This window comes from Capnocytophaga sp. oral taxon 336 str. F0502, assembly GCF_000411575.1.
Taxonomy (GTDB): Bacteria; Bacteroidota; Bacteroidia; order Flavobacteriales; family Flavobacteriaceae; genus Capnocytophaga; species Capnocytophaga ochracea.
In genome coordinates this window covers 217,945-243,523 of the sequence record NZ_KE150490.1, presented here as the reverse complement: position 1 = coordinate 243,523, position 25,579 = coordinate 217,945, and the positions used below count along the sequence as shown (strand labels likewise).

General features: G+C 39.7%; 9 protein-coding genes. 6 read left to right on the top strand and 3 right to left on the bottom strand.

Going from position 1 to position 25,579, the window contains the following annotated elements:
- Positions 1-4: 4 nt before the first annotated feature.
- The 4 genes from HMPREF1528_RS06800 (at position 5) to HMPREF1528_RS06785 (ending at position 6,711) form a co-directional block, all read left to right on the top strand.
- Positions 5-1,540, top strand: coding sequence for a RagB/SusD family nutrient uptake outer membrane protein (locus HMPREF1528_RS06800; protein WP_016479163.1), 1,536 nt, complete (start codon positions 5-7; stop codon positions 1,538-1,540).
- Positions 1,541-1,620: 80 nt separating this feature from the next.
- Positions 1,621-3,315 (top strand): right-handed parallel beta-helix repeat-containing protein, encoded by a 1,695-nt coding sequence (locus tag HMPREF1528_RS06795; protein ID WP_034567934.1) that lies wholly within the window; start codon positions 1,621-1,623, stop codon positions 3,313-3,315.
- Between the two features lie 111 nt (positions 3,316-3,426).
- Entirely contained in the window at positions 3,427-4,872 is a 1,446-nt protein-coding gene (locus HMPREF1528_RS06790; protein ID WP_016479161.1) for a beta-N-acetylhexosaminidase, read from the top strand.
- A gap of 1,077 nt (positions 4,873-5,949) precedes the next feature.
- Positions 5,950-6,711 (top strand): acyl-[acyl-carrier-protein] thioesterase, encoded by a 762-nt coding sequence (locus HMPREF1528_RS06785; protein ID WP_016479160.1) that lies wholly within the window; start codon positions 5,950-5,952, stop codon positions 6,709-6,711.
- A 76-nt stretch (positions 6,712-6,787) separates the two neighbouring features.
- On the opposite strand, the gene HMPREF1528_RS06780 is transcribed toward HMPREF1528_RS06785, so the two are convergent.
- Complete coding sequence (locus HMPREF1528_RS06780) at positions 6,788-22,681, bottom strand: T9SS type B sorting domain-containing protein (protein ID WP_016479159.1); 15,894 nt, start codon at positions 22,679-22,681, stop codon at positions 6,788-6,790.
- A 633-nt stretch (positions 22,682-23,314) separates the two neighbouring features.
- Between HMPREF1528_RS06780 and def the strand changes: the two genes are divergently transcribed.
- Entirely contained in the window at positions 23,315-23,905 is a 591-nt protein-coding gene (def, locus tag HMPREF1528_RS06775) for a peptide deformylase (RefSeq protein ID WP_016479158.1), read from the top strand.
- A gap of 75 nt (positions 23,906-23,980) precedes the next feature.
- Positions 23,981-24,394, top strand: a complete 414-nt coding sequence (locus HMPREF1528_RS06770) for a DUF5606 domain-containing protein (protein WP_009421271.1) — start codon at positions 23,981-23,983, stop codon at positions 24,392-24,394.
- Positions 24,395-24,610: 216 nt separating this feature from the next.
- On the opposite strand, the gene rpmF is transcribed toward HMPREF1528_RS06770, so the two are convergent.
- The gene (gene rpmF / locus HMPREF1528_RS06765; protein WP_002673108.1) at positions 24,611-24,805 is read right to left on the bottom strand and encodes a 50S ribosomal protein L32; all 195 of its coding nucleotides are present in this window, start codon (positions 24,803-24,805) and stop codon (positions 24,611-24,613) included.
- Between the two features lie 16 nt (positions 24,806-24,821).
- Positions 24,822-25,352, bottom strand: a complete 531-nt coding sequence (locus HMPREF1528_RS06760) for a YceD family protein (RefSeq protein ID WP_016479157.1) — start codon at positions 25,350-25,352, stop codon at positions 24,822-24,824.
- Positions 25,353-25,579 lie beyond the last annotated feature (227 nt).

The following is a 25,579-nucleotide window of genomic DNA, read 5'->3' as shown; positions in this document are numbered from 1 at the left end:
AGATATGAAAAAAATATTAACACTTTTCGTTACAGTGTTGTTATTAACGGCTTGTAACAAAGATTTCTTAGATCTTAATCCAAACGACAGACCTTCTTCTGGTACGTTTTGGAAAACTGAAAGTGACTATAAAATGGCACTCACCGCTTGTTATGGTGCTATGCAATACCCTCACTTTGCGCAAGGTCTTCCTACGTGGGATAACCTTACCGATAATGCTTACGGGCAACATAATGAAGACCAATACGGTTTAACCATAGGACTATCACAAGGTAATATTGATGCCAATTCAGGTGGTTTCGTAAAAAACATTTATATCTATGGTCTCAAAGCAGTAATACGTTCAAATATCTTCTTGAAAAACTTAGAGGTTTTTTCAGGTATTGATGCCTCTACCAAAAAGAGAAATGAAGCTGAAGCAAGAATGATTCGCGCTTTCTTTTATACCTACCTTTATCGTTGTTATGGCGAAGTGCCTATTGTGAATGAGGTGTTAGATTTGGAAACACAGTACAAAGCCAAAGCAACCGCCTCTGAGGTGTATAACTTCATAATGCAAGACCTCGATTTTGCTATTGCCAACTTGCCTTCTGAACCTTATAGCGTTGAAAAAGGACGTTGGACGAGCAACGCTGCTAAAGCCTTCAAAGCGCGATTGATTTTGTATACCGCCTATGACGACAGTGGTAATGCCATTGCTGCCAAAATGCAAGAAGCAAAAACAGTGTTAGCTTCTATTTCAGGTTATTCATTGGCACCTGATTTCTCCGATAACTTTTTCGATTTAAAACAAGAAAGTTGCCCTGAGATAATGATGTCAGTCAAATACCTTGCTCCTAATAACTATACTTATGCCGATTTGTGGTATGGCGACTGGATAGTAGTTTCGCCTTTGGCTAACTTTATGAATGAGTTTGAAAATGCTGATGGCTCTACCGCTACCGCTGTAGCACAAACTAACGGTAAAGTAGATATTACAGCCTTTACCAATGCCTCAATGGCAACTCGCGACCCACGTATGGCAAAGACGATCTTTGTAGATAAGTTTTTGCACCGTGGCGTTTACGTAACTCCCAGCAATGCACGTGCTACCAATATAGGCTTAGCAAAATTCTTGTCTCCTAACTTAGATGCTCCTTATCAATACTCTACTCAAAGCCAACAAGACTGGGTGCTAATGCGTTACGCCGATGTACTCCTAATGAAAGCAGAAGTAGAAAACGAACTTTCAGGAGCCTCTGCCGAAGTGTATAACTATATAAACCAAGTACGCACAAGAGCAGGAATGCCTAATCTACCAGCAGGTCTTTCTAAAGAGAATATGAGAACCCGCATTCGCCACGAACGTCGGGTGGAATTGGCTTTTGAAGGCGAGCGCTATTTCGATCTTAAACGTTGGAAAATTGCCCCTCAAGTGCTCAACAATGTTACTGACGGTATCGTAGCACGTAAGTTTGAATCCAAACACTATCTATGGCCTCTACCTCAATCAGAAATTGATAAAAACAGAGGTATTTTAGTTCAAAATCCTAATTATTAACTTGTAGGGGCGAATTGCAATTCGCCCCTACAAAACAAACCTTTTTTAACAGCCTCTTAACTTATTATCTATTGAAAACAATGAAAACTCTTTCCATTGCCCTATGCACTGCATTGCTATGCTTGGCATCGTGCAAAACAGCCGTTACTACCCCTGCTACACCCGCTCAAATGGAAGTAAGTAGCCATAAACATATCGTCCTTAACAAAGATACTTATCATTTTTATCTCAACCAAACTACCGATAAAGAACTCTACATCTCCAACCACGACCAAACCAATCCCAAAAAAGTAGGACTTTATCTCGAAAACTTAAACAATGTAGTGATTGACGGCAGTAACAGCGAATGGCTCTTTCACGGCACTATCTTGCCTATCGTAGTGAAAAACTGTACCAATATCACTCTCAAAAACTTTTCGATAGACTTTGCAACTCCTCATTTGCGTCAGTTGCACATTACCGAAGTAGATGCAAAAAATAACACCGTAAAAGCCCAACTCTACCCCGAAGGAAACTATAAAATCAAAGATGGGAAACTCTTCTTCACTGGCGAAGATTATGAAGAAACTCCCTTTGGAGGTATGATATTCAGAGCTGACAAACGTTTGGCTTATAAGCGAGCTGACGTAAATTTTAACCCTACTAAAATTACCGAAATAGCCCCTAATGAGTTCCGCATCGAAGGCATAGGTGCTAAACCTTATTTGGAAAAAGGAGAGCGTTTTGTATTGCGCACCTACACACGTCCTACACCTGCCATTTTCGTTACTGAAAGCAAGAACGTGAAGTTAGAAAATATAACTGTGCATAACACCCAAGGTATGGGACTCTTAGCCCAACTCACCGAAAATATAACCCTCAACCGCTTTCGCGTAGCTTTAAAAGAAGGCACCGAACGCTATTTCACTACCCAAGCCGATGCAACTCACTTTTCAGCTTGCAAAGGACTCATACGCTCTGAAAACGGAGTCTATGAAGGTATGGCTGATGATGCTATTAACGTACACGGCACTTACCTAAAAATAATAGCTCGTGAAGACAATCACACTATCAAAGCGCAGTATATGCACCCCCAATCGTGGGGATTCCTTTGGGGCAATGTAGGTGATAAAGTGCAGTTTATCGCCTCCAAGACAATGGACGTTATCGGTGATAAAACCTATCGCATTCAAGCTATTAAAGCCGTTGATAAACCTACCGAAGTAGGTGCTAAAATATTTAAAATCACTTTTAATGAAATACTACCTGCCGAAGTAAAACCCGATACACCTTGTGGGGTAGAAAACCTTACTTGGACACCTGAGGTGATTTTCAAAAACAATATAGTGCGTAACAATCGGGCTCGTGGGGCACTGTTTAGCACTCCTAAAAAGGTCGTCTGTGCCAATAACACCTTCGACCATACTCACGGCACTGCTATCTTACTCTGTGGCGATTGTAATGGTTGGTATGAAACAGGTGCTTGCCACAATGTTATCATCAAAAACAACCACTTCATCAATGCACTTACCGCTAATTATCAATTTACGAACGCTATCATTTCCATCTATCCCGAAATCCCTAACTTAGAAGCTCAACAAAAGTATTTCCATTCTAATATTACTATTGAAAACAATGTGTTTGAAACTTTTGATGAGCCTATTCTCTATGCCAAATCAGTAGAGAATCTCATTTACCGCAATAATAAAATTATCAAAAATCAAGAGTTCAAACCTTTTCATTGGAATAAAGAACGTTTTAAGTTAGAACGCACTAAGAATGTAAAGATTGATTAATGCACCCTAATAGAATATTACCAAAGCCTCTTTTGCATCGCTACAGTTCCCCCTCTTTAAGGGGAGAGAGGGAGGCTTTTATACTTTTATAATCATTTATTTTCTTATATTATGTCTAAACTATTTTACATCTTACTATTTTTAGCCTTACCACTTTCCGCACAAATCAATGTGGTACCACAGCCTAATGAGATAACTTATCATAAGGGTACTTGTCCGATAAGTACCAAAATTAGCTATATACAGGATAAGTTTATTAATAATCCCGAAGGCTATCAGCTTATCATCAAATCTAACCAAATTATCATCAAGTTTGCTACCGAAGCAGGAAAGTTCTATGCCGAACAAACCTTCAACCAACTTGTTTTTGGGGCAGAGGTAACACACAAAAAATCTTTGCCTTGTCTTACCATTACCGATGCGCCTCGTTTTGCTTATCGTGCCTTAATGATTGACCCCGCTCGGCATTACTGGAAGATAGACGATATTAAAAAATACATTGATGTAATGGCTCATTACAAGTTCAATTACTTACATTTGCACCTCACCGACGACCAAGGGTGGCGTATAGAAATCAAGAAATATCCTAAACTCACCGAAATAGGGAGCAAACGTTCCGATTTCGAAGGTTCTAAACGCAATAACGAAGGCTTTTATACCCAAGAGCAGATAAAAGATCTCGTACTATATGCTCTTCAGCGCAACGTACAGTTAGTGCCTGAGTTCGATGTACCAGGTCATAGCGATGCTGCCATAGCTGCTTATCCTTTCCTCAGTTGCAACGATACCCTCATTGGGGTACGCACTACCGCGGGTGTTTCTAAGAATTTATTGTGTGTAGGCAAAGAAGAAGTCTTTACTTTCATCGATGATGTCATTACCGAATTATCAGCTATTTTCCCCTGCCCTTATTTTCATATTGGGGGTGATGAAGCACCTATGGACAAGTGGCTTGAACACTCCCCTACCCTCAAACTCAAACAGAGTCTTCACACTGCCAATAACCAACAACTGATGAGTGAGTTTTTCAAAAGGGTAAATCGATCATTAGAGAAAAACCACAAGCGTCCTCTTATTTGGTTAGAGTTAGAAGTCCCCTCCTATCCCAAAAATAGTGTGATGTATCTATGGCGAATGCGTACTACTCCGCAAGTATTGGAGCGCGCTAAAAAAGATAATTTCAAACTGATTTGTTCCCCCGGTGAATACGCCTACTTCGATTATCCACAAGCCAAAAACGATTTGCCTAATGTAGATTGGATGCCTACCCTCACCCTACAACGCGTATATGAATTTAATCCCGCCTTTTCGCTCACAGCCGAAGAAGAAAAGCAATATATTTTAGGAGTTGAAGCTACTTTGTGGGGCGAAAGTGTGAAAGATGTATTCCGCGCTTTTTATATGACCTATCCTCGTGCTTTAGCCTTATCCGAAGCAGGGTGGACAGAGATGCCTAAGCGTGATTGGCAACAATTCACCCAAAAGTTAGACCTCCAATTGCAATATTTGCTACACAAAGGCATTAATTATCGTCCCCCAGTAGAATTGCATCAGTAACCATCTATTAGTAAATGTCAGTTCGATATATATAATACTGATATACAGTTGTATTTACATTGTAATTTGTGAAATCCAGCAACGCAGTTGCCAGTCCGTGCCCATCACATTTGTCAATTATCAATTGTCAATTGGGCTATCCGTGCAATCCGTGTAATCTGTGCGAGGCTTTCAGGCAACTTGTTGCCTTTCTCTTTGATTTGTAAAGATTTGTAGTTTTTTTTATAGCGTAAGCTACACTTTTCTTACCTCAATATATAATATTATTTTCAAATTGCCTGTCGCACTACGACAATCTAGCTTCTCTGACCTTCTCCTAAAACTCCTACGAACCTTCTGCCAGTGTACCTCTCACTTTTCCGTCATTATATTCCCCTTTGAAGGTAGCCAGACACAGCTGAGTATGTGCCTTGCAAGAACGGAGTAGGTGTAAGGGGGGAGGTTTCCTCCGCTTTTCCGTCCCTACATTCCCCCTTTGAAGGTAGCCAGCGACAGTTGGGTATGTGTAAAGGGGGATGTTATCTCCTAGTGCCTATGGCCTAAGGCCTATCACCTATTCCCTTTTCTTTCGCCTCGAAACCCTGTTTTTAACATTTTTTGTATCGCTGTATTATACTATGAGTCAACTAATTATACACCCTTCCTATACCAATCGTCCAAGATTCGTATAAGCTTCCTATAAGCTCTCTATAAGCTAACCCCACCCTCCTTACACCCTTTTTTCACCAAAAAACCTCCCTTCCCTCTTCCGAACTTCTCCGTTTCCTTTCGCCCTCTCTAACCTGTACGATTTGTCCGACAAGTCTTACCTGTCAAAAAACGATTTTTATCACTACTCATTTGCTAATTTCCAAATTTTCTCATTTTCTCATTTTCTCATTTCCTAATTCTCTCATTTTCCCCCGCTCATATGGCTCACACACTTATTTTATTTCAATTTCTGTACCGTCAAGTACACTTCTTTTTTAAAGAAAAATTTGTGCGTTTGCTCTATTCTGTCCCATAAAAAGTAAGTAAATAGAAAATAGTTTTATATCTTTGCTTATTCAAAAATAAATTATCATTAAAAAGTATATTATGGAAGATAAAACAATTTTCACCGAAACTTATAAAGTGCGTAGCACACAAGTAAACCTTAACAATCAGCTCGGGTTATATGGCGTATTAGGTATGTTGCAAGATATCGCTGCCGAACACGCTTCACTTTTAGGGTTCGGTTATGAAGAGTTAGTAAAAAAAGGATTCTTTTGGGCACTCATACAGCAAAAACTAAAAATGCACTATTGGCCTCAATGGAATGAACGTATCACCGTCAAAACGTGGTCTCTCCCTGTAAAAGGAGTGTATGCTTTTCGCGAATTCGAACTTTTTTGCAACGACAAAAAAATAGGTGAATGTGCTAGTAGTTGGATTACCTTAGATATTCAAACACGTCGCCCCATTGAGCTTACTGACCGCCAAGAAATCTTCTCTCCTCGTACCGAAGGCGGACTCTCTTTCCATACCGACCGTATCAATCTCCCCGAAGGTATGTACCAGGTCAACGATTTTAAAGTGCGTGTAAGCGATTTAGATGTCAATTCACACGTAAATAATGTAAAATACACTCAGTGGGCACTCGATATGATGACAGAGCGCAACCATCGCGAGTTTGTCATTAAAGAATATGATATTAATTTCTTATCCGAAACTTTTATGGGAAACGAAATGCAAGGATTTAAAAGCAAAGGTAAATACATCGACGATGCCCATAACTTGGTAGAAACTTATCTGTATGCACAAAAAATAGGTGCTCCTAAACCTGCGTTCATATCTCGCTGGATTGCTGAACGAATCTAAACTATTTATTACTTTTAATAAAAAACCCCTGCGAAGTTTCCTTCGCAGGGGTTTTATTTATTATAGATATTACTTACTATCTATACAATGTGAAGTGACCCATATATTCTCGTGCATCTTCACCGTCTTCGTGAGTCTTCAAGATGTACCAGTAGTCACCCGCTGGTAATTCTTTACCGTCATAACGTCCGTCCCATTTTTGTCCTGAACGCAACGTTGTGATATAACGTCCGTAGCGGTCGTAGATATCTACAGTCAAGTTTGGATAACTGCGAAATCTATCAGGATCCCAACCATCGTTGCTACCATCATCATTCGGTGTAAAGAAGTTAGGTGGTACTGACTTCATAAACTCTTTCTCGATGCGCAAGTCAGCTTCACAACCATTTGCATCTTGTACAGTAGCGGTTACCACTTTGTATACTCTTCCGTTTACTATACGGCTGGTTGGGTCAGTAGGTTTAAGAGTATACTCATTGCTTCCATTTTCGTAACTTCCGTTAAAGTAGTAAGTGTATGGAGGATTACCTCCTCTTGCTTCTACTTTTATAAGGTTCAATTCACGTGGGTCGCTCTTGTCTTTCAATTCTAATCCTGGATAACGTTCTATATCAAAACGTTGTGCAATAGTTTCCTGACAAGTAGATGCTACACCTGCTCCGCGATAGAATACAGTTATATATTGGTTCGTTCCTGGTTCAATAGGTGCTGTCTTAGCTCTATTACCGTCAAACGATTCAAATGGTCTCGCATCACGCGCATCAGTACTATTGATAGCATAGCTTGTATTGCTTCGTGTGAGTGCACCGTCCAAATTGTTGAACGTTAGCATCAAGTAGCCTGTCGTCCAAGTAGTAGATACTGTAGAACAGTTAAAGCCTTTTTCAAAAGTAGCATTAATGCTTGGTGCAGCGGCTACTGTTATTTCTAAGGTTTGTGAACAGATACCAGAGTCACCATATTCTAATTGGTATCTACCTGGTGCTATTCCTGTTCTAGATACTACTGTACCTGTTGCTACACTGCTTGAAGTTCCTATCACATTACCTGATGGGTCTTTCAACGTATAGTTGTATGGTGCACGTCCACCTGTGAATCGGAAGCTGAGAGCTCCATCATTAGTGCCGTAGCAAGTTTCTGTTACGGTGCTTGCGTGAGCTATCAACTGTTCAGGTTCTACAATGGTAAAGGTGCGTTCTACTTCACAGCCTATCACATTGTCTTTCACCTTCACAATATACTGTCCTTTTGGCAAGTTAGTGAACTTATTAGTTCCATCAAAAGTTCCTGCCTCTGGTGAGATAGTAAATGTATAGCTTCCTGTACCACCTGTGGTTGCATAAGTAATCGTACCATCATTCACACCATAACAACTCATATCAGTCTTAGTAGACGATACTGTAAGATTTGTATAAGCTTCTACATCTACCGTTATAGTACGTGTACAACCGTTATTATGTGCTATGGTAACAGTGTGAGTACCTGGTGTTACTATAAAGCGTCCTGAAGCTTGTGGTGCTCCTCCATCTATGCTATATGATACATATCCTGCATATTTTGGATTAGAAGAAGCTACAATAGTATTCACTACGGTATTATTACCACAACTGTACTCTACGGTAGCAGTAGCTTGTAAGTCTACTCCTTCCTTGATTGTTACCGATACTTCGGTAGTACAGCTTCGAGCGTCTTTCACGTAGATAGTATAAGTACCAGAAGCTAATCCCGTATAGAGGGTCTTGCCTACTGTCCAAGTTACATTATCTATTGAAGTACTGTAAGAAGCAGTTCCTCCTTTGATAGTGATAGATACTGTACCATCATTACCACCTTTACATACCTCATCAGTTATCTTGTCTATTGAAGCCTCTAATAAAGTAGGTTCTTTGATTTCAAAGGTAGTATCAGTATAGCAACCATTTTCATCTTGAGCTCTTACAATATAGTTACCTCTTGCTAATTTAGTGAAGTAACCACTATCTACAAATCGGTCTAATCGTGGACTGATAGCGTAGAGAATTCTTCCTGTACCTCCTGTTACAGTTACTGAAATAGTTCCATCAGATTCCCCATTACAGCTAATATCAGTACTTGCAGTAGCTACTGAAAGTGGTCCTGCCTCTCCAATATTTATAACTGTACTGGTTTGTACACAGTCTACACTAATTACTTCCACTTGGTAAGTACCAGAAGTCAAACCTCCAAATGCCCAATCAGTAGCATTTTCTTGAGTAGCAGTAGCAGTTTGTGCTACACCTCCTTTATACAATTTGTATTGGTAGTTACCCAAAGCACCAGTGGCTGAGAAAGTAATCTTAGCTGTACTATCTCCATTACATTTTACATATGCCTCAGAAGTATCTACGTGTAATTGCAATGGTTGTAATGCTTCTATCGTTATCTTGTTAGACAACTTCGATTGACAACCGTGGCTATCTATCACATAGAACTCATACTCTCCTACTCCTGCTTGAGTGCTATTTCCTGTAAGTGTTGTAGTAGTTGTACCGTTGGCTACCATATAGTAAGTATAACCTGGAGTACCACCTGTTACAGTAATTGAAATAGTAGCTTGTTGCAAGCAAGTAAGCGGTTTAGCAATTGAGGCAGTTACCTTCATTTCACGAGGTTCATCAATGGTTACTGGAATAGTAACATCACAACCCCAACCATCTATAATCTTCACGTTATACGAACCTGCATATAGGTTAGTGAAAGTAGTGCTAGTTTGTGCACCTCCTATTTGTGCACCTCCCACATTCCACAATTCGTAAGCGTAATTACCACTTCCTCCTGTTGGGCTCACCACTGTTATTACCCCTGTTCTATCGTTGAAGCAATTCAAAACAGTAGTTGCTGATATAGTTGCCGAAATAGGTGCTGGTGGTGCCATTACTACATTAGTAGTAGTTGAACAACCTCCGCGGTCAGTTACTTCTACCGTATAGGTATTGGCAGTCAATCCTTCAAATAAGGTAGTGGTGGTATAGGTACCATAAGTAGCGTGAGGAACTCCTCCCACTAACAAGCGGTATTGATAATCACCCCAACCTCCTGTTACATCTATACTAAAAGCTCCTCTGTTATCACCTGGTTTACAAGTGATGCGATTTGTAATGGTAGGACTCACTGTTAAAGCTCGTGTAGGTCCTGATACCATTACTGAAGTAGTGGTTACCGTACAATATGGTGATTGTGTTTCCACTACTCTTATCACATATGTTCCTGCCGATAAACCTGCAATCACTTCTTTTCTTTCAGTAGCTGCATTTGCAGGTACTGTATGAACAGTTCCAACAGGCGCTAGAGTAGCCGCATCAAGCACTTGATAGTTGTAAATACCTTGATAACCTTTTACAGTAAGGGTAATCTCACCATCATTGCCTCCTACGCACGATACTGGTTTAGTTTGTGCAGCAGTTACTTCTATACCGCTGAAATCTATAACCGTATGCGATGCAGTAGCATAACAACCTGTTTCAAGATCTATTACTTTCATTTCATAGTAACCAGGTGTATTAAAGCCTATATTAGCTGTGTTTACTCCTGCGGTAAGTGTTTGTGTACTTGGAATAGCCACTCCAGCTCCTGTAGAAGTTACTTCTATACGATATCCTTTATTATTACCTCCATTGATAGTTAAGGTAATACTTTCGGTAGCGTTACAGCTTATTTGGCTTGTACGGTTCACATCAATACTAGTAATGCGTTTTAATGGTGGTATTAGCAATGGATTCGCTTTATTATCTGCTTGACAACCATTAGCATCGCGTATGTACACTATTACTGTTTGAGTGTGAGTACCATTGCTGGTTATACTGTATACTCCTGTATGGTTCACCCAACCTGAAGTAGCGGTAGAAGTACCGTCAAACACTTCAAAGTTGAAAGTATAAGCACCTGTTCCACCGTGACCTGTTGCTTGAACGATAGCTTGTTGTGCATTATTATTGGCGTCACATTTGAAGTGTGTAGTTACCGTAGTGTTGCTCACTATCAACTTATCAGGTTCTCCTATAGTGATTACCTCAGTTGCAGTACAATTGCGTGATGAGGTAAGAGTTACAGTATAAGTACCTGCTGGCATACCTTCAAAGGCTATTTCCTTAGGTGTTACGTTCACGGTTTCAGTGCGTGTTAAGCCTGTACCTACAATCTTGATTTGGTAATCAGTTTGAGTTTGTGTACCAGGTATGGTAATCACAAAACGTCCATTACTATCACCGTGACAACTTACTGCCGTAGTAGTGTAAGTGAAAGTTACTGTAGCAGCATCTGTGATTTCTACGTCAGCACCTGTTACAGTAGCACAACCTGTTATAAGGTCGGCGATAGACACTTTATAAACACCTGCTGGCACATTAGTGAATACCCCTGTATTGTTCACTTGCGGAGTACCTCCTGCATTATTAGTTAAAGTATAACGTAAACTGTTTGAACCTCCTTGGTGAGTTACCGATAAAGTAGCCCCCGTAGCAGGAATACAAGTTATCTGTTTAGTAATCACTACTCCTATTGCACTATCAATTGGGTCATACAAGGTCACAGATTGAGTAAGGGTAGCGGTACAACCCCAAGTATCACTGATAGCTACTTGGTAAGTGCCTGCTCCTAAACCTGTAAATACAGTACTTGTTTGGGCAGCTCCCTGTAACACTCCATTTCTAATGAGTTGGAAAGTATAATTGCGTCCTTCACCACCTGTTACATTCTGTACGGTTATCTCTCCTGAGTTAGGAGTACAGTTTTGTGCTGTAATAGATAGAGTACCTGTAATGTTATTAGGATTAGCAAGTACCACTGTCGAGCTAAGCGTTACCATACAACCTCCTCTATCGCGTATAGCTACGTGATAAATACCCGCTGTTAAGCCTCTAAATACATTAGTATCTGACCAAACAGCACTTGCTGGGGTTGGTGGTGTAGTACTTACATAGTACTGATAGCCTCCCCAACCACCTGTGGCATTGGTAACCGCTATTTCACCATCATTATAATTTGGTGCACTCGAACAAGTGATAGACTGAACACTAATACTTGCTGTAAGAGCTACATCAGCCTCTGATATATTAAAGGTATATGTTTGTACACAACCTGTATTAGTATCTTTCACAGTCATTGTATAGGTAGCCGGTCTCAAGCCTGCTATATTAAAGGTAGGATTAGCTCCTGATACAGTTGGTACTGTAGGTGGCGTTACCCCACCAGAGGCTACCAAGTTCACAGTATAGTTATGTGCACTTACTGTATTACTCAATGTGAAAGTAGCAGTACCATCGTTATTACCTTTACAAGTAACGTTCTTCACTTGTGGGTTCACAATACGGAAGTTGTTAGGATCTGGTGATACGTACAACACTTTCACCACACAACCTGTATCTACGTGACCTATCCAGAACGTATGAGTTTGGTTAGGTGTTACAGTAAATACTCCTGAAGTTTGCCAAGGAGCCCCAGCACTTGGTGCTACCGTAGGCTGTGTATCGCCGTGATAGTAACGCAATTTCGCTTGATTGATAGGAGGAGCACCTGGTGCTGCTACTATACTTACAAGTACTTGCTCACCTGCGGTACAAGTACCAGGTGTTTGCACTGTAACAGTAGCTTGTGATGGGTCTAAGCCTTCAAACGGATTAATAGTCACTACTGTCTGTGTGCTACAGCCATTGGCATCAATAGCAGTAATAGTAACATTTCCACCTGCTATATTACCCACTGTAAAGTTATTACCTGTGCTAGTAGTAGTGCCATAAGCAAACTGTATGGTATAAGGTCTTGTACCTCCTGTAATAGCTCCATTAGGTACGCTTATAGTAGCCTGTTGTGCCACACCATTAGCGGTACAAGCAAACTGTCGTGTTACTATCTGTGTGGTGCTGATAGTTACTGCAGTTGGCTCAGGAACTGTTACTGTATATACTGATGCACAGTTATTAGCTGTTACTGTGATAGTGTATACACCAGCTTTCAAGTTGCTATAAGTTCTTGTAGCAGCTGTCCATATAGGGCTTGAACCTGCAGGACCAACAATACCTGCTGGTGGTGTATTATAATTAAAGGCTCCAATAGTACCATTCTTTTCAGTAACATAAATTTCACCGTCATTACCACCGTGACAAGTTACTGACTTCACTGAGGTTTCTATTACTGGTTTTTCAGCTTCTAATACCTCAATAGTTTTTGTAAAGGTATTGCAACCCGCAACGGCTTTGTTATCGGTTACAGTTACTGTATAAGAACCTTTATTGGTAATATTGTTTACTGTAATTTCATATTTACCACTCACTTGTGGTATATTGCCATTATTTGTATAACCACTTGGTCCATCTATTTTATAGCTATAATTACCAGAACCATTATCTACTCTAATTGTGATTTCGGCATTAGCTCCTATACCACAACCTAAGGCTTTAGTAAGCTCAGCAGTAGCCTGTAAGTTAGCAGTAACGGTATAGGTAAGTGTCGCAATACAGCCTGTCGCCTTATCGCGGATTTGCAAGTCGTAAGCACCTGCTACCAAGTTGCCAAAAGTAGGACTTGTTTGGTAATCCAAACCACCATCTATTGAGTATTCATAACCGTTGAGTTCTGCCCCTGTAGCCGAAGTACCAGAGCCCGCTGGTGCTTTTGCTTGTGGTTCAATAGTCAAACTGATAGAACCATTCACACAACCCATTAAGCTAACTTTGTTAATCTTAGGTGCTGGTGGCACTGTAAAGGTATAGTTACCAAGATTTGCACTACAACCATATTGGTCTTCCATTGTCAAATTCACAGTGAATGAATATGGTGTAGCTGGATTAACAGGCAATGCAGGTGCTGTAATATTATCTCTTATAATTTGAACACGTGAGTTACCAGTTTGTATTGGTACTCCAAAGGTAACCCCTGGTGTTACAGGAGTCACTTTATATGTATAAGTACCTCCACCTCCTGATGGGTTCAACACTTCTAAGATACCGTTCTTATCACAAGTAATTTGTGTACTTGCTGATACGGTAGCAGTAAGAGTGCCTAACTCTTTAATATGAGCATCACGACTACCCCACTTACAACTACCTTCGGTTACTACTACATAGTAAGTTTCGTTAGGTGCTAAGTTATAAGGACCTGCTGGGGTAATATTTGTAGCATCATTACCTGGTGCTGGCATTACAGCAGTACCATTCACAATTGGTGTACCTAAACCTGCACCTGGTGTTCTTTTATATAATACCCAAGTAAGTGATGTACCTGCAGGAGAACCCATAGTATATTGTGGCTCTCGATGAATCCTGAATGTTACTTGACCCTGACCACCATTACAAGCTGGTTTGGGTAATACAGTAATCGTCATTGCAGGAGTAGCTACACTACCGTAGATATCACCAGTAAAGGCAGCAATACAGCCATTAGCATCTTCTACTTCAAACTTATAAGTTCTACCCACTATTAAGTTAGTAAACACGTGTGTACGTGAGTTTGGAGGAGTTGGGGTTTCCCAAGCTCCCTCATTTACTCTGAACTTAAACGGAGCTTTACCAGTTCCATTAGCAATAGTCACTGTAGCAGTAAAGTAAGTCTTACTTGCAGCAGTACAACCTAAATGGAAGTCACCGATATCAGTAGTTACACTCACTCCTCCTAATGGACTTGGTACTACGTGAGCCGTAGCATTCGTACTACAAATATTGGCTCCACCTAATGCTGGACGATTAGCCAAACGCAAGTTAAATATCTTACCTGGTTCAGTAACACCTGTAATAGGTGCTAAGTCAAACGGATTTGTTGTCATTGGGTGCCAATTAGCACCATTATCATAGCTGAAATATATTTTGTTACCACCTGCAGTATAAGCATTCCATACGTTTGGTGGTATGGTGATGGTAAGTGGCAAGGCTTTATTACTTCCTGTTGTACAAGTAGCCGTGCTTGCTAGGCTGATACTAGCAGTAAGCGCCGGCATATCTTGTAAGGTAACATTTTTGCTTGCACTACAACCATAACGGTCGGTTACAGTAATAGAGTAAGCTCCTGCTACCAAGTTGTCAATTGTATAAGTATTAGTTGCAATACCTGTGAAAGTAGCAATTACTGGAGTACCTGCATTACCGTAACGTATGGTAAAGTTAGCATCACCGGTAATATGCTTCACTACTATCTTACCGTTACCTGAACCCTGACAAGTAGGTGTGATTGTTTCGGTATCGAAGGTAATAGCTGGAGCTTTGCGTACCCCTACTTCGTGACGTTTCACACAACGATCAGACTTCACAAACACGGTATAAGTCTGTACTGAACCTGTAATAGTAGGTACATTGTAAGTATTGGTAGTTCCAAAAGTTCCTGCTGTAACAGTAGTTACTGAACCTCGTGCAAAAGCATAGGTATAATTACCATCTCCTCCTGTTGCAGTTACTTCTATCTTACCTGGCACACAACTTTCATTAGTTACCTTCACGCTAGTATTCAAGGTAGGACGAATAATAATATTTTTAGTAGCACTACAACCGTATTGGTCAGTAACTGTTACGTTATAGCTTCCTTGAGTAAGTCCTGTAAAAGTGTGAGCAGTAACTCCCGTTGCTAAAGTTACAGGAGTACCATTGTTCAATTTTACTTTATAACCACCATTACCTCCATTTATTTTCACGGTTACCTCACCTGTATTACCTCCTTCGTAGCAATCAGTAGCCGAAAGGGTAAAGCTTACGGTTTGTGGGGTAGGTATATTCAAGTTGCTTCCTAAATTAGTAACACACCCGTTTTTATCAGTTACTCTGAAAGTAGCTGCTCCTGTCTCTACACTATTAAACACATTACTACTTTGAGGACCCGCCTTCACTGTACCGCCTATGAGATACTCATAAGTGTAAGGAGCTACTCCACCATTTGCTGTAAGTGTTACACGTGCCTTACTATTATTAGAACACATAGCAGGCTGTGTGATAGTAGCCGTAAGAGTGAGTTTATCAGGCTCTGTAATAGTTACTGTTTGAGTAGCTTTACAATTACCATTATGGAAAAATTCTACAAGGTGTGTGCGTGCGGTCAAGCCGGTTATCTCAAAGGTAGTCGCATTAGTATCAGTTGTCCAACCTGCACCAGAACCGTGAGTGCTTCCATTCAATCGCACGTGGTAAGTACCTCCATTCAAGTTTTCTAACTTAAAGGTAGCTTTACCAGTATTGCCTCCTTGACAAGCTACATTGGTTTGGCTTACTACACTGGCTCTAAATTCTTTGCCTTGTGGTACAATTACTTGTTTGGTAATTTCCATAGGACAAGCCTTAGGTTCTTGATATACATAAATATCATCTACTAAGAAGTCGCAACCCCAATTAGCCCACGCATTGGTACGTATTTCTATGCGTATAGAGGATTCTGTTACATTTAACTCACCCGCAAAACGTATCCAGTTATTAGGGTTTGTGTGGTCTGCCAATGGACCTGATTGCTGACTTGCTAAGGTTGCATTTGTAGCTTTTGAAACAATACGTATCTCAACATTTGGTGCAGTTGCTCCACGACCAGGCATAAATAGATTGTAAAGATACATCTCGAATTTAACCTTTTTAGTAGTATCAATATCATTTACATCTTTATAATATAAAACGTCTTGAGCTTTTACATTTCCAACATCTACAATAAAGAAACGATCATTCGTTACCCCCGAACGTGGGTTCGGTATTGTCCAAATAGGTCCGCTTGGACTTGTATTTCCAAATGTTAGAAAACCTGAATTTCTATTTCCTACTACATATTTACCAGGACCTCCTGCTGTGGTAGCATTAGGCCAACATTGTAAATTAGGCGAAACATTAGAAATACAAGTGTCTCCTCCAAATCCAAAATCTTCTTTTAATAAAATACTTGAGGCTGGTGGATTTGCATCTTTATATTTAATGGTTACCGTATAAGTACCTGGTGCCAAACCTGTAAAGGTAGCTGTAGCTCCTGTAAGAGTTCTACCATTTATTATATATTCGTAATTATAGGTAGTAGGTGTACCTGTAAATACTACGGTAGCATTACCATTACAGTCATAACTTGTGATAGTGTAAGTAGTTCCCGTAGGAGCTGGTATTCTTGGAGGTACAGTAACTTGTAAGGCTAATTCACAACCCTTAGCATCTTTTACATATACAGTGTGTGTACCTGCAGGTAAATAGCCTATTGGTGTACCTTGATAATTACCATCAAATTTGTATTGGTAAGGGGGTGTACCACCTGTTACGTTGGTGATACGCACTTGAGCTTTGTCTTTATTAGCTCCTGTGGTTTCACAACCTATGAGTTCAGAAACTCCTGCAAAACCTTTCAAAGCTTCAGCAGGTTGTGTAACGGCTACGGTTTGAGTAGCCTCACAATTATTAGCATCTACTACTTTTACTATGTAGTTAGCTTTAGCAGGAAGGTTATTAAATACTTTTTGAGCCCCCATACCTTTGTTTACACCATCTAAGAAAATAGTGTAAGGAGGCTTTCCTCCTGTTACAGTTACCGAAATAGTACCATTATTAGTACCATAACAGCTTATAGCAGTAGCTACTGCATTGAGCGTAGGATTTGTTTTGGCAGCTATGGTGACATTAGCACTCACCTTGCATCCTTTGGCATCACTTATTTCAATAGTATAAGTGCCTGGAGTAGCGGTTTCATAGGTAGCTGTATTACCTGCCATTGAGGTAGTATTTTGTACAATATTTCCTGCTTTTTTCACTACAAAGGTATAAGGTGCATAACCATCTTTTACTTTTATCTCTACTTTGGCATTGGCAGCTGCCCCTGGATGACAAGAAATACCTTTAGTCACCATTGAAGCAGCAGGAGTAGTAATAGTAATAGGGTTTTTAATTTCTACACTATATGTAGCCTTACAACCATATCTGTCAATTACAGTAAAAGTATGAGTACCTACGCTCAGGTTATTAAAGATATAAGTATTAGTATTTTGGGTTGCCTTGGTTGCCCCATCGAGTTGGAAAGTATAAGGAGCATTGTTACCTCCCCCTGCTACATTCACTTGTACTTCCACTTTGGCAGGTGTACCTCCTGTTGTACAGTAATTATTATTAGCAGGATTGGTAGTGCCTGTAAGGGTAATAGCGCTGGCAGATGTAATAGTAAAGCTTACATCTTTTTTACAACCGTTAGCATCTTCTACTTCTATACGATAAGCTCCCACGCTGGTAATACTAAACTGTGGCGCTACTTGGGTAGTAATTACAGTAGCTCCTTTATACAAGGTATACTTATAAGTTCCTGTTCCTCCTGAGGCGGTTACTTTGGCAGTAGCCACAGCAGGGTTACAACCCAATACGGTATCTCCTGTATAAGCAAGAGTAAGAGCCGTAGGGTTGTTAATTGTAAAGGTATGGCTTACCTCACAATTAGCATTATTTTGTTCTGCACGTATTTTTACAGTATGAGTACCAGCTGGTATATTATCCCATTTAAAAGGATTACCTGTAGTAGCCACAAAACTACCTGTTCCATCTTTTTGTACATAATAGGTAGTAGGTGCATTTTTCAAGCCTATTTGATAACTACCTGTACCATTGTTACAGTTAGGTTGTGCAATCTTTTGAGAGGCTGGGTCAGAACCGAAAGCCTTGTCGTTAGCAATCGTTACAGTAGTAGTATAGGTAAAGCCACAAGCCTTTGGCTCTTGGTAAAGGTAGATATCGTCTACAACCAAGTCATTACCGCTAAGTACCAAACTATAAGAACGTACAACTGCTATAAGTTTAGTATGATTTCCTGGATTTAATGGTCTTCGCGCCACTGTCCAATCATCTGCATTACGAGCTCCTCTAATAGGTGGTGTAATGCGATAGCTATCTAAAGGTGTTCGGGCATCTATAGCTGCTTGGTCAGTATAAAGTTCTATCACAATATCCGGAGCTCCCACAGGATAACGAGGGTCATTATATCTCAACATATTCATTAAAGCTATTGAGAAATTAACCTCCTTATTTGGAATCAAATCCTCTATGGGTCTCTGATAAAGTATTGCCCCCGCTTGTCCTAAGATATCACCAATATTTATAAAGAGCATACGTCCATTAGCTAATCCTGTGTGGTCATTAGGTTGCATCCAAGCAGGATTATTAGGATTTAGCCTTTGTGATACTACGTATTCACCATCAGCAACGTATGTGCCTTCGTGATTCGTTCCATCAGCCCAAGTTTGTCCATAAGCATTCTTAGGCATTAAACCATCTTGCAATTCAAGATAGTATTTCTTGTTAATATATTCATTACCACCATTGCGCCCTGTACCGAAGTCCTCAAAAAAGAGTACATTTTTGGTAGGAGGGTTCGCATCAGCATACTCAATAGTAATAGTATGTATACCTGGTGCAAGATTCTTAAAGTTATTATCGGTTGCAGGCTGACCGTCTATGTAATATTTATATTTGTAATTATTTTTGTTATTAGTAATTGTAACAGAACCGCGTCCTTGGCAGTCGTAAGTAATTTGCGAAGGAGTAAAGGTAGGTTCTGGAATTCTTGGGGCTACAGTTACCTTTATGTTTTCACGAGTACAACCTATCGCATCGCGTACTGCCATATTATAGGTGCCTGGTAACATCCATTTTTTCATATCGGTAGTCCAGTTACCATCACCAAAGTTAAATTCATAAGGTTTTTGCCCACCTTGTACGTTCGAGAAACGAACGAGAGCTTTATCAGCATTAACTCCTGTGCCACAACCTACCAATTCTTCTACCCCTGCTGAGGCAATAAGGTTACCTCCCACAAAAGTAGGAATAGTAATAGTGGCACCTGTAACTGTACATAAAGCACCTGCTCCTCCGTTACCATAGCGTAATACAGGGGTATAGCTTCTTCCCGTTTGTAAGTTCGGGAAGTCTCGCCCTGATTGGAAATTCACTCCGTCTATACTGTATTGCAACACGTTATAACTGGAAGCGTTAGTAGGTTCGCTAATAGTTATCTTTGCTTTATCTCCACAGTTTTGTACGGTATAGCTGGCTGTGATAGCAGGTGTAGGCAAAGTATTCACAGTAGCCGAAGCTTCAGCAATACAGCCATTATCATCTATCACCTTAAAGTTTTTCATCCCTGCAGTAGTAAAGGTAAAGTCGTAATAACTATTTGCGAAGTTATTTTGGTAGGAAGCTCCTCCATCGTTACTATAGCCATAGCCATTAGGTCTGTTAGTTTTACCGCCCGTCGCAGTTACACGCACTATAGCAGTACCACAACTCAAGTGTCGCAATACCGAAGCCGTAGCTTTAAGGTCTGGCACTTTATCAATACGCACACTAGTAGTAAATTTACAACCATCTGGGCTCGTTACCTCTATATAGTAATTACCAGCAGTAAAATGGTTAGTAATATTTAAGTCGGTAGTATTGGTAACCGTAGTATAAGCCACTCCACCTGTAGCGTTGTTATTGCGAATAGTATAAGTAAAAGGTGGATAAGGGTTACCACTAAGTTGTACGCGTATACCGCCTTTATTAGTGCTACAAGCCATAGGTGTAACGCTGGCAGTCATCGAAGGAGTTCGTTTGTTTATTTGTATTGATTTTTCAAAAATACAAGGTTGTGTAGTAATGGTAGTAGTAAGTACTTGGCGTACGTACACAGTATAGTTGTCTGGAGTTGCTATATCAAATACATTACTGCTTTGATAGGTTTTCACCCAGCTAGTAGAACCTGTTTTCTTCAATCCGTATTCATATCCTGCTGGCACCCCATTCACAGTAATACTACCGTTTTTATTACAAATAAGGTCTCGACCTACTAATTGTGGGTCTACATTGTTTTTGGTAATACGGAAATAGTAATAAGGCGACACACAGTTGCCATAAGTAACTACCAAACGGTATACTCCTTCATCTCGCAAAGTAATGTCTCCACTATTCCCTATATCTGTCCAGTTACAGTTATAGTTGTCGTTAGAAGGTGGACACTCTTTACTGAGAGTTTGAGGTAGATTGGTACAACTAACTAATTTTTGCCACTGATAAGCAGTAGCCCCCGTAATTCTAAGACTTACAGGCACTGTAGTACTACCTCCGCACAAATACACTTGTGGATACTCAGTACCCCCTGTATCTGCACAGATGTACACCTCACCATTTAATTTCCCTTTCGAAAGCAAATCTTTAATAGGGTGTACTGCATTAGCATAAGCATTAGGGTTCACAGTGTGCTCTTCGTACATTGTAGCACAACCTGCTTTACTCTTCGTTACTTTGTAAACTCCTGGTTCACTTACTACTAAGGTGCGTGAGTTACCTCCTATAGTACCTCCACCTACTTTTTCCCATTTGTAAGAGTCAAAGTTAGCTCCTGCCTCCAAGGTAACTGTACGCTCACACAATACCGTAGTAGCTTTAAACTTACAGTTGGTAAAATCAAGGTTTACAATAAAGTTAGACGGTCCTTCTACCCCACCGTTACAAGCCGTAAATTGTGTATTGAAGCTACCTGCTTTTAAGGGTGTAGAAGAGTTAGACACTCCTTTATAGCTTGCTGAGGCTCTATTCTCTACTACGTTAGAACACGCATCACGCCATTTGTTGCAGTCATTCACTACTTTTATACCAAAAGAAAGCTCTTGTACGGTACTTCCTTTCTTCACTAAGCTCTGAGGAATATTAAACGTAAGTTTACGAGAAGCAGCTACATAGGTATAGGTTACTCCTGAAGGTACAGAGATATTCGCAGTTGTAGCGTCAAAATCTTGTAAGTTCACGGGAAGTATATCAGTAATTTCTACGTCCTTTGCATCGTCATTCCCTATATTTTGGAAACGTATTTTATAACGTAATGACTGACCCATTTGAACATTTTGCCCTGTAATATCGGCACCTGCACTGCTGAGCACGCGTTTCTCCATCACAATATGGGGTGCTATCACTTCCACGTTAAAAGCAAACATAAAAGGATAGTAAGCATCTTGGTTTGAAAACGGTCTAAAAGAAGTGGAAGTATCGTTATTATCTAAAAAAGTTTTACCACTATTAGCCAGCTCAAAAATACCCGCATCAAACCCTAATAAGTTGGTAGAGGCAGGTCTACGATGAGGATTAATACCGTTTTCATTTGTAAGAGTACTATTAAAGAAGTTATTAGCAGGTCGACCGGGTGCTGTAAGAGCTTCGTAAGAACCATTTCTTTTTTTCATTGTGAGCTGGTCTCCTTCAATTCCTAACTCACCTTCCAAAGCAGCAAAGCCTATCTTAGCTTTTACAGGTCCGGTAGGTACCGTTTTAAACCCTGAAATGTCAATAGTAGGATTATTATATTTGTTCACTACTGAAAAACCATCAAACACAGTTATATTACGGGCTTCACGAGTCAAGTCCTCATATACTATTACAAGCGTCCAACCAGCGGCATAACCTACCCCTGTTTTTTCATTACCTTTGGGTGCTTGTATATTCCCTACGGTATAGGTATTAGCAATAATACCATTGAGATAATTGGTCACCTCAGCACGGTATACATAGGCACGTTGTGCATTAGAATTATCATTATTATTAGAACTCACTATATCATAACCGTCATACACACGTTCCCCTACCAAATCATTATAAGCTCCCGAACCTACTTTAAATTTTACATTCGCAAACTTACTCCTTTCTAAGCGAGGATTCGTTTGGTTATTGAGTCGCTCTTCGGTATAAGCAGCTGCCCAATACAAATAAGCTCTCACTACCTTTTTACAGGTAGATGCAGGATTAGGGTCGAGCACAGTTGCCGAACTCGAGTTAAACACTCCCGACTCAGGCACTACATTGATATACTTCATCTCAATACGTGAATTATCACCGTGAGTACCTGTATAGTTTTGATTGCCCTGTGGACTAAGAATAGTATTTCCCACCACAATCATATCCCCCTTTACAGTACCTTGGTAACGAATACCAAAAGGAATATAATTCTGCCCAAAGGCAACTGAGAGGGTCGCCCAAAAGAAACATTGTAATAGTAATAACTTTTTCATATGGAAGTTATGTTTGTATTTATGCTATTGCAGTATAGCAATAGTGAAATTATTAATATTGTTGCTTGAAATCCTAAATATGTAAATCAAATGCCAAAAAGTAAACCTCCTACTGCTCGTGCATAGTAACCACCGCTACAATTCCCCCTCTGTGAGGGGGGGCAAGGGGGAGGTTTCTCCTAAGCTTGATTTATTTTTATATAATATATAAAGGTGTCTCATATATCTTTTTGTATAATAGTTACACCTCTCTCTTCAAACGCAAAAGTAAGATATTTATTTTATATAATATACACTACACAAATATTTAACATTATTTAACATAGTGCTACACAACACAAATTACCTTTTTACACATTAAACATATTGCAAATCAACAGATAGCGTCTTTTACACTCTCTTGTTGTGCATTTTGTATTCTGTTAAATAAAAAGGCGTTTTATTAAGAGTTTTTCTCTCCATTCTCCCCTAAAAAAGGAAAAACACTACACGGTATAACTGTGTAGCTTTTCTTTCTGGTGCAAAGATACAACAAACTTTTCTCTTTTCCACATTTTTTCATTCTCTCATTTCCTCATTTGCTAATTTCCAAATTATTCTTACCTTTGCGCCCGATAAACAAATTAAAACACAATGGTTTTACCTATTATTGCTTATGGCGACCCAGTGCTCAGAAAGGTAGGAACTGAAATCCCCCCCGATTATCCTCAACTCAAAACACTGATTGCTAATATGTACGACACTATGAATGCCGCTTATGGCGTGGGGCTCGCTGCTCCTCAGGTAGGTCTCTCTATACGCTTGTTCGTAGTAGATGCCTCTCCTTTCGCCGATGACGATGAGCTTTCAGAAGAAGAGCAAACTTTCTTAAAAGGCTTCAAAAAAACTTTTATCAATGCCAAAATAATAGAGGAAACAGGCGATACTTGGAACTTCAACGAAGGGTGCCTCAGTATTCCTGGCGTACGAGAAGACGTTAGCAGGCACAAGCAAATCACCATTGAATACTTTGATGAAGACTTTAATAAGCAAGCACTTACCATTGGAGGACTCGCGGCTCGTATCATTCAGCACGAATACGACCATATCGAAGGCATTCTGTTCACTGATAAACTCTCTTCTTTTAAACGCCAACTCATCAAAAGTAAGCTGACTAATATCAGTAAAGGAAAGGTAAAGGTAGACTACCGAATGAAATTCTTCGATGCCAAAAACAAAAGATAGTACACTAACTTACAGTTATAATTAGTAACACTCATAACTTTTAACTCTTAACTTTTTAACTCTTAAATAAATACAATGAATCTAACAAAAGTATTAGCCATTTCTGGCAAACCTGGTTTATATCACTTAGAAACTCAAACGCGCTCTGGTTTCTTAGCCACTTCATTAGCCGATGGTAAGCGTATATCGGTAGGCATTCGCAACAACGTGAGCCTATTGTCTGAAATCGCAATTTATACACTCGAAAAAGAAGTGCCTCTCACCGAAGTTTTTACTAATATGAAGAACTTTGAAGAAGGAAAAGAAGCGCGTATCTCTCCAAAATCCGATGGAGCTACTCTCGAAGAGTATTTCTCTCAAGTACTCCCTAATTACGACCGCGACCGTGTGTATGCCAGCGATATTAAGAAAATAATCCAATGGTACAACCTTCTATTAGCCAAAGGTTTCTTAGAAGAAGACGCTCAAGAAGACACCCAAAAAAGCTAATTCACAGCACAGTCATTTTACAATCAGTATTATTTTGCTAAAATTTTAATCACTTGTCTTGCTACGACCTTTGTCAGAGTAGACTATCTTGATAATCAATTTCCTTTAGTTATATTGTAGGGGCGATTTGCAAATCGCCCTCACAAAGCAAAAAAAGAGAACAATATTAATATTGTTCTCTTTTTTTATAATCTTATAAAATCAAATGAAGTAAAGCTATTTTGCTTCTTCTGTACTATCCACAAGCACCTGTCCACGATAGTACAATTTACCTTCGTGCCAGTGTGCGCGGTGATACAAATGGTTTTCACCAGTTGTTGGATCTTTTGCTATTTGAGGAACTACCGCTACGTCGTGGGTTCTTCTCTTATCTCTTCTTGTTTTTGATTGTCGTCTCTTAGGATGTGCCATTACTTAATTCTTTATATTATTTATCTGTTATTAAATTCTTTAAACTTTCCCAACGCGGGTCTATAGTCACTGTATTATGGTGCTCTCTTGGAGCAAGTGCTTCCAATTTATCTAATACCACCGAGTGCATCGTCCCATTCAAAACATCAGGGTGTACGCGCTTAGCAGGGATTGACAACACAATAAGTTCATATATATATTGTGCCACATTCAGTTGGTATTCTCCGTGAGGAAGTATCAAGATTTCTTCATCGTCATCATTATACTCTTCACCAAACTTCACCACCAAAAAAAGTGTTCCTTCTACTGCCAAGTCAAAAGGCTCATTAGAAACATCACAATTCACATTCACAGTACCCCTGTTGTGAAAATGCAGTTCCAACAAGTTGCTCTTCTTGTCTAAATCAACGATTACTTGCTGATGAATATCATTCACCTCGTCAAAATTAAACAGTTGCAAAAACGCTTTGTCAATCTCATAAACAAATTGATATCTCCCCTGTTTCAAGCCTGCAAAAGAAATATCGTATTCTTTTAACTTTCTCATTTTCTACAAGTTTAGTAATCAATTGTTCATTTTTCAAGGTGCAAAGATACAACTTTATTTTTATATACAAACTTTTTACCTCACTTTTTTATCATAGCCACATCATATCCCCTCAAAAACCCCATCTTTCATTGAGCAATCCTCTCTTCTCAAACATTCTTGTCTTTGTCTTGTCTTTGTCTTGTCTTTGTCTTGTCTTTGTCTTGTCTTTGTCTTGTCTTTGTCTT

Coding starts and splice junctions, on each gene's coding strand:
- HMPREF1528_RS06800 (WP_016479163.1), top strand. CDS start 5: ATGAAAAAAATATTAACACTTTTCGTTACAGTGTTGTTATTAACGGCT.
- HMPREF1528_RS06795 (WP_034567934.1), top strand. CDS start 1,621: ATGAAAACTCTTTCCATTGCCCTATGCACTGCATTGCTATGCTTGGCA.
- HMPREF1528_RS06790 (WP_016479161.1), top strand. CDS start 3,427: ATGTCTAAACTATTTTACATCTTACTATTTTTAGCCTTACCACTTTCC.
- HMPREF1528_RS06785 (WP_016479160.1), top strand. CDS start 5,950: ATGGAAGATAAAACAATTTTCACCGAAACTTATAAAGTGCGTAGCACA.
- HMPREF1528_RS06780 (WP_016479159.1), bottom strand. CDS start 22,681: ATGAAAAAGTTATTACTATTACAATGTTTCTTTTGGGCGACCCTCTCA.
- def (WP_016479158.1), top strand. CDS start 23,315: ATGGTTTTACCTATTATTGCTTATGGCGACCCAGTGCTCAGAAAGGTA.
- HMPREF1528_RS06770 (WP_009421271.1), top strand. CDS start 23,981: ATGAATCTAACAAAAGTATTAGCCATTTCTGGCAAACCTGGTTTATAT.
- rpmF (WP_002673108.1), bottom strand. CDS start 24,805: ATGGCACATCCTAAGAGACGACAATCAAAAACAAGAAGAGATAAGAGA.
- HMPREF1528_RS06760 (WP_016479157.1), bottom strand. CDS start 25,352: ATGAGAAAGTTAAAAGAATACGATATTTCTTTTGCAGGCTTGAAACAG.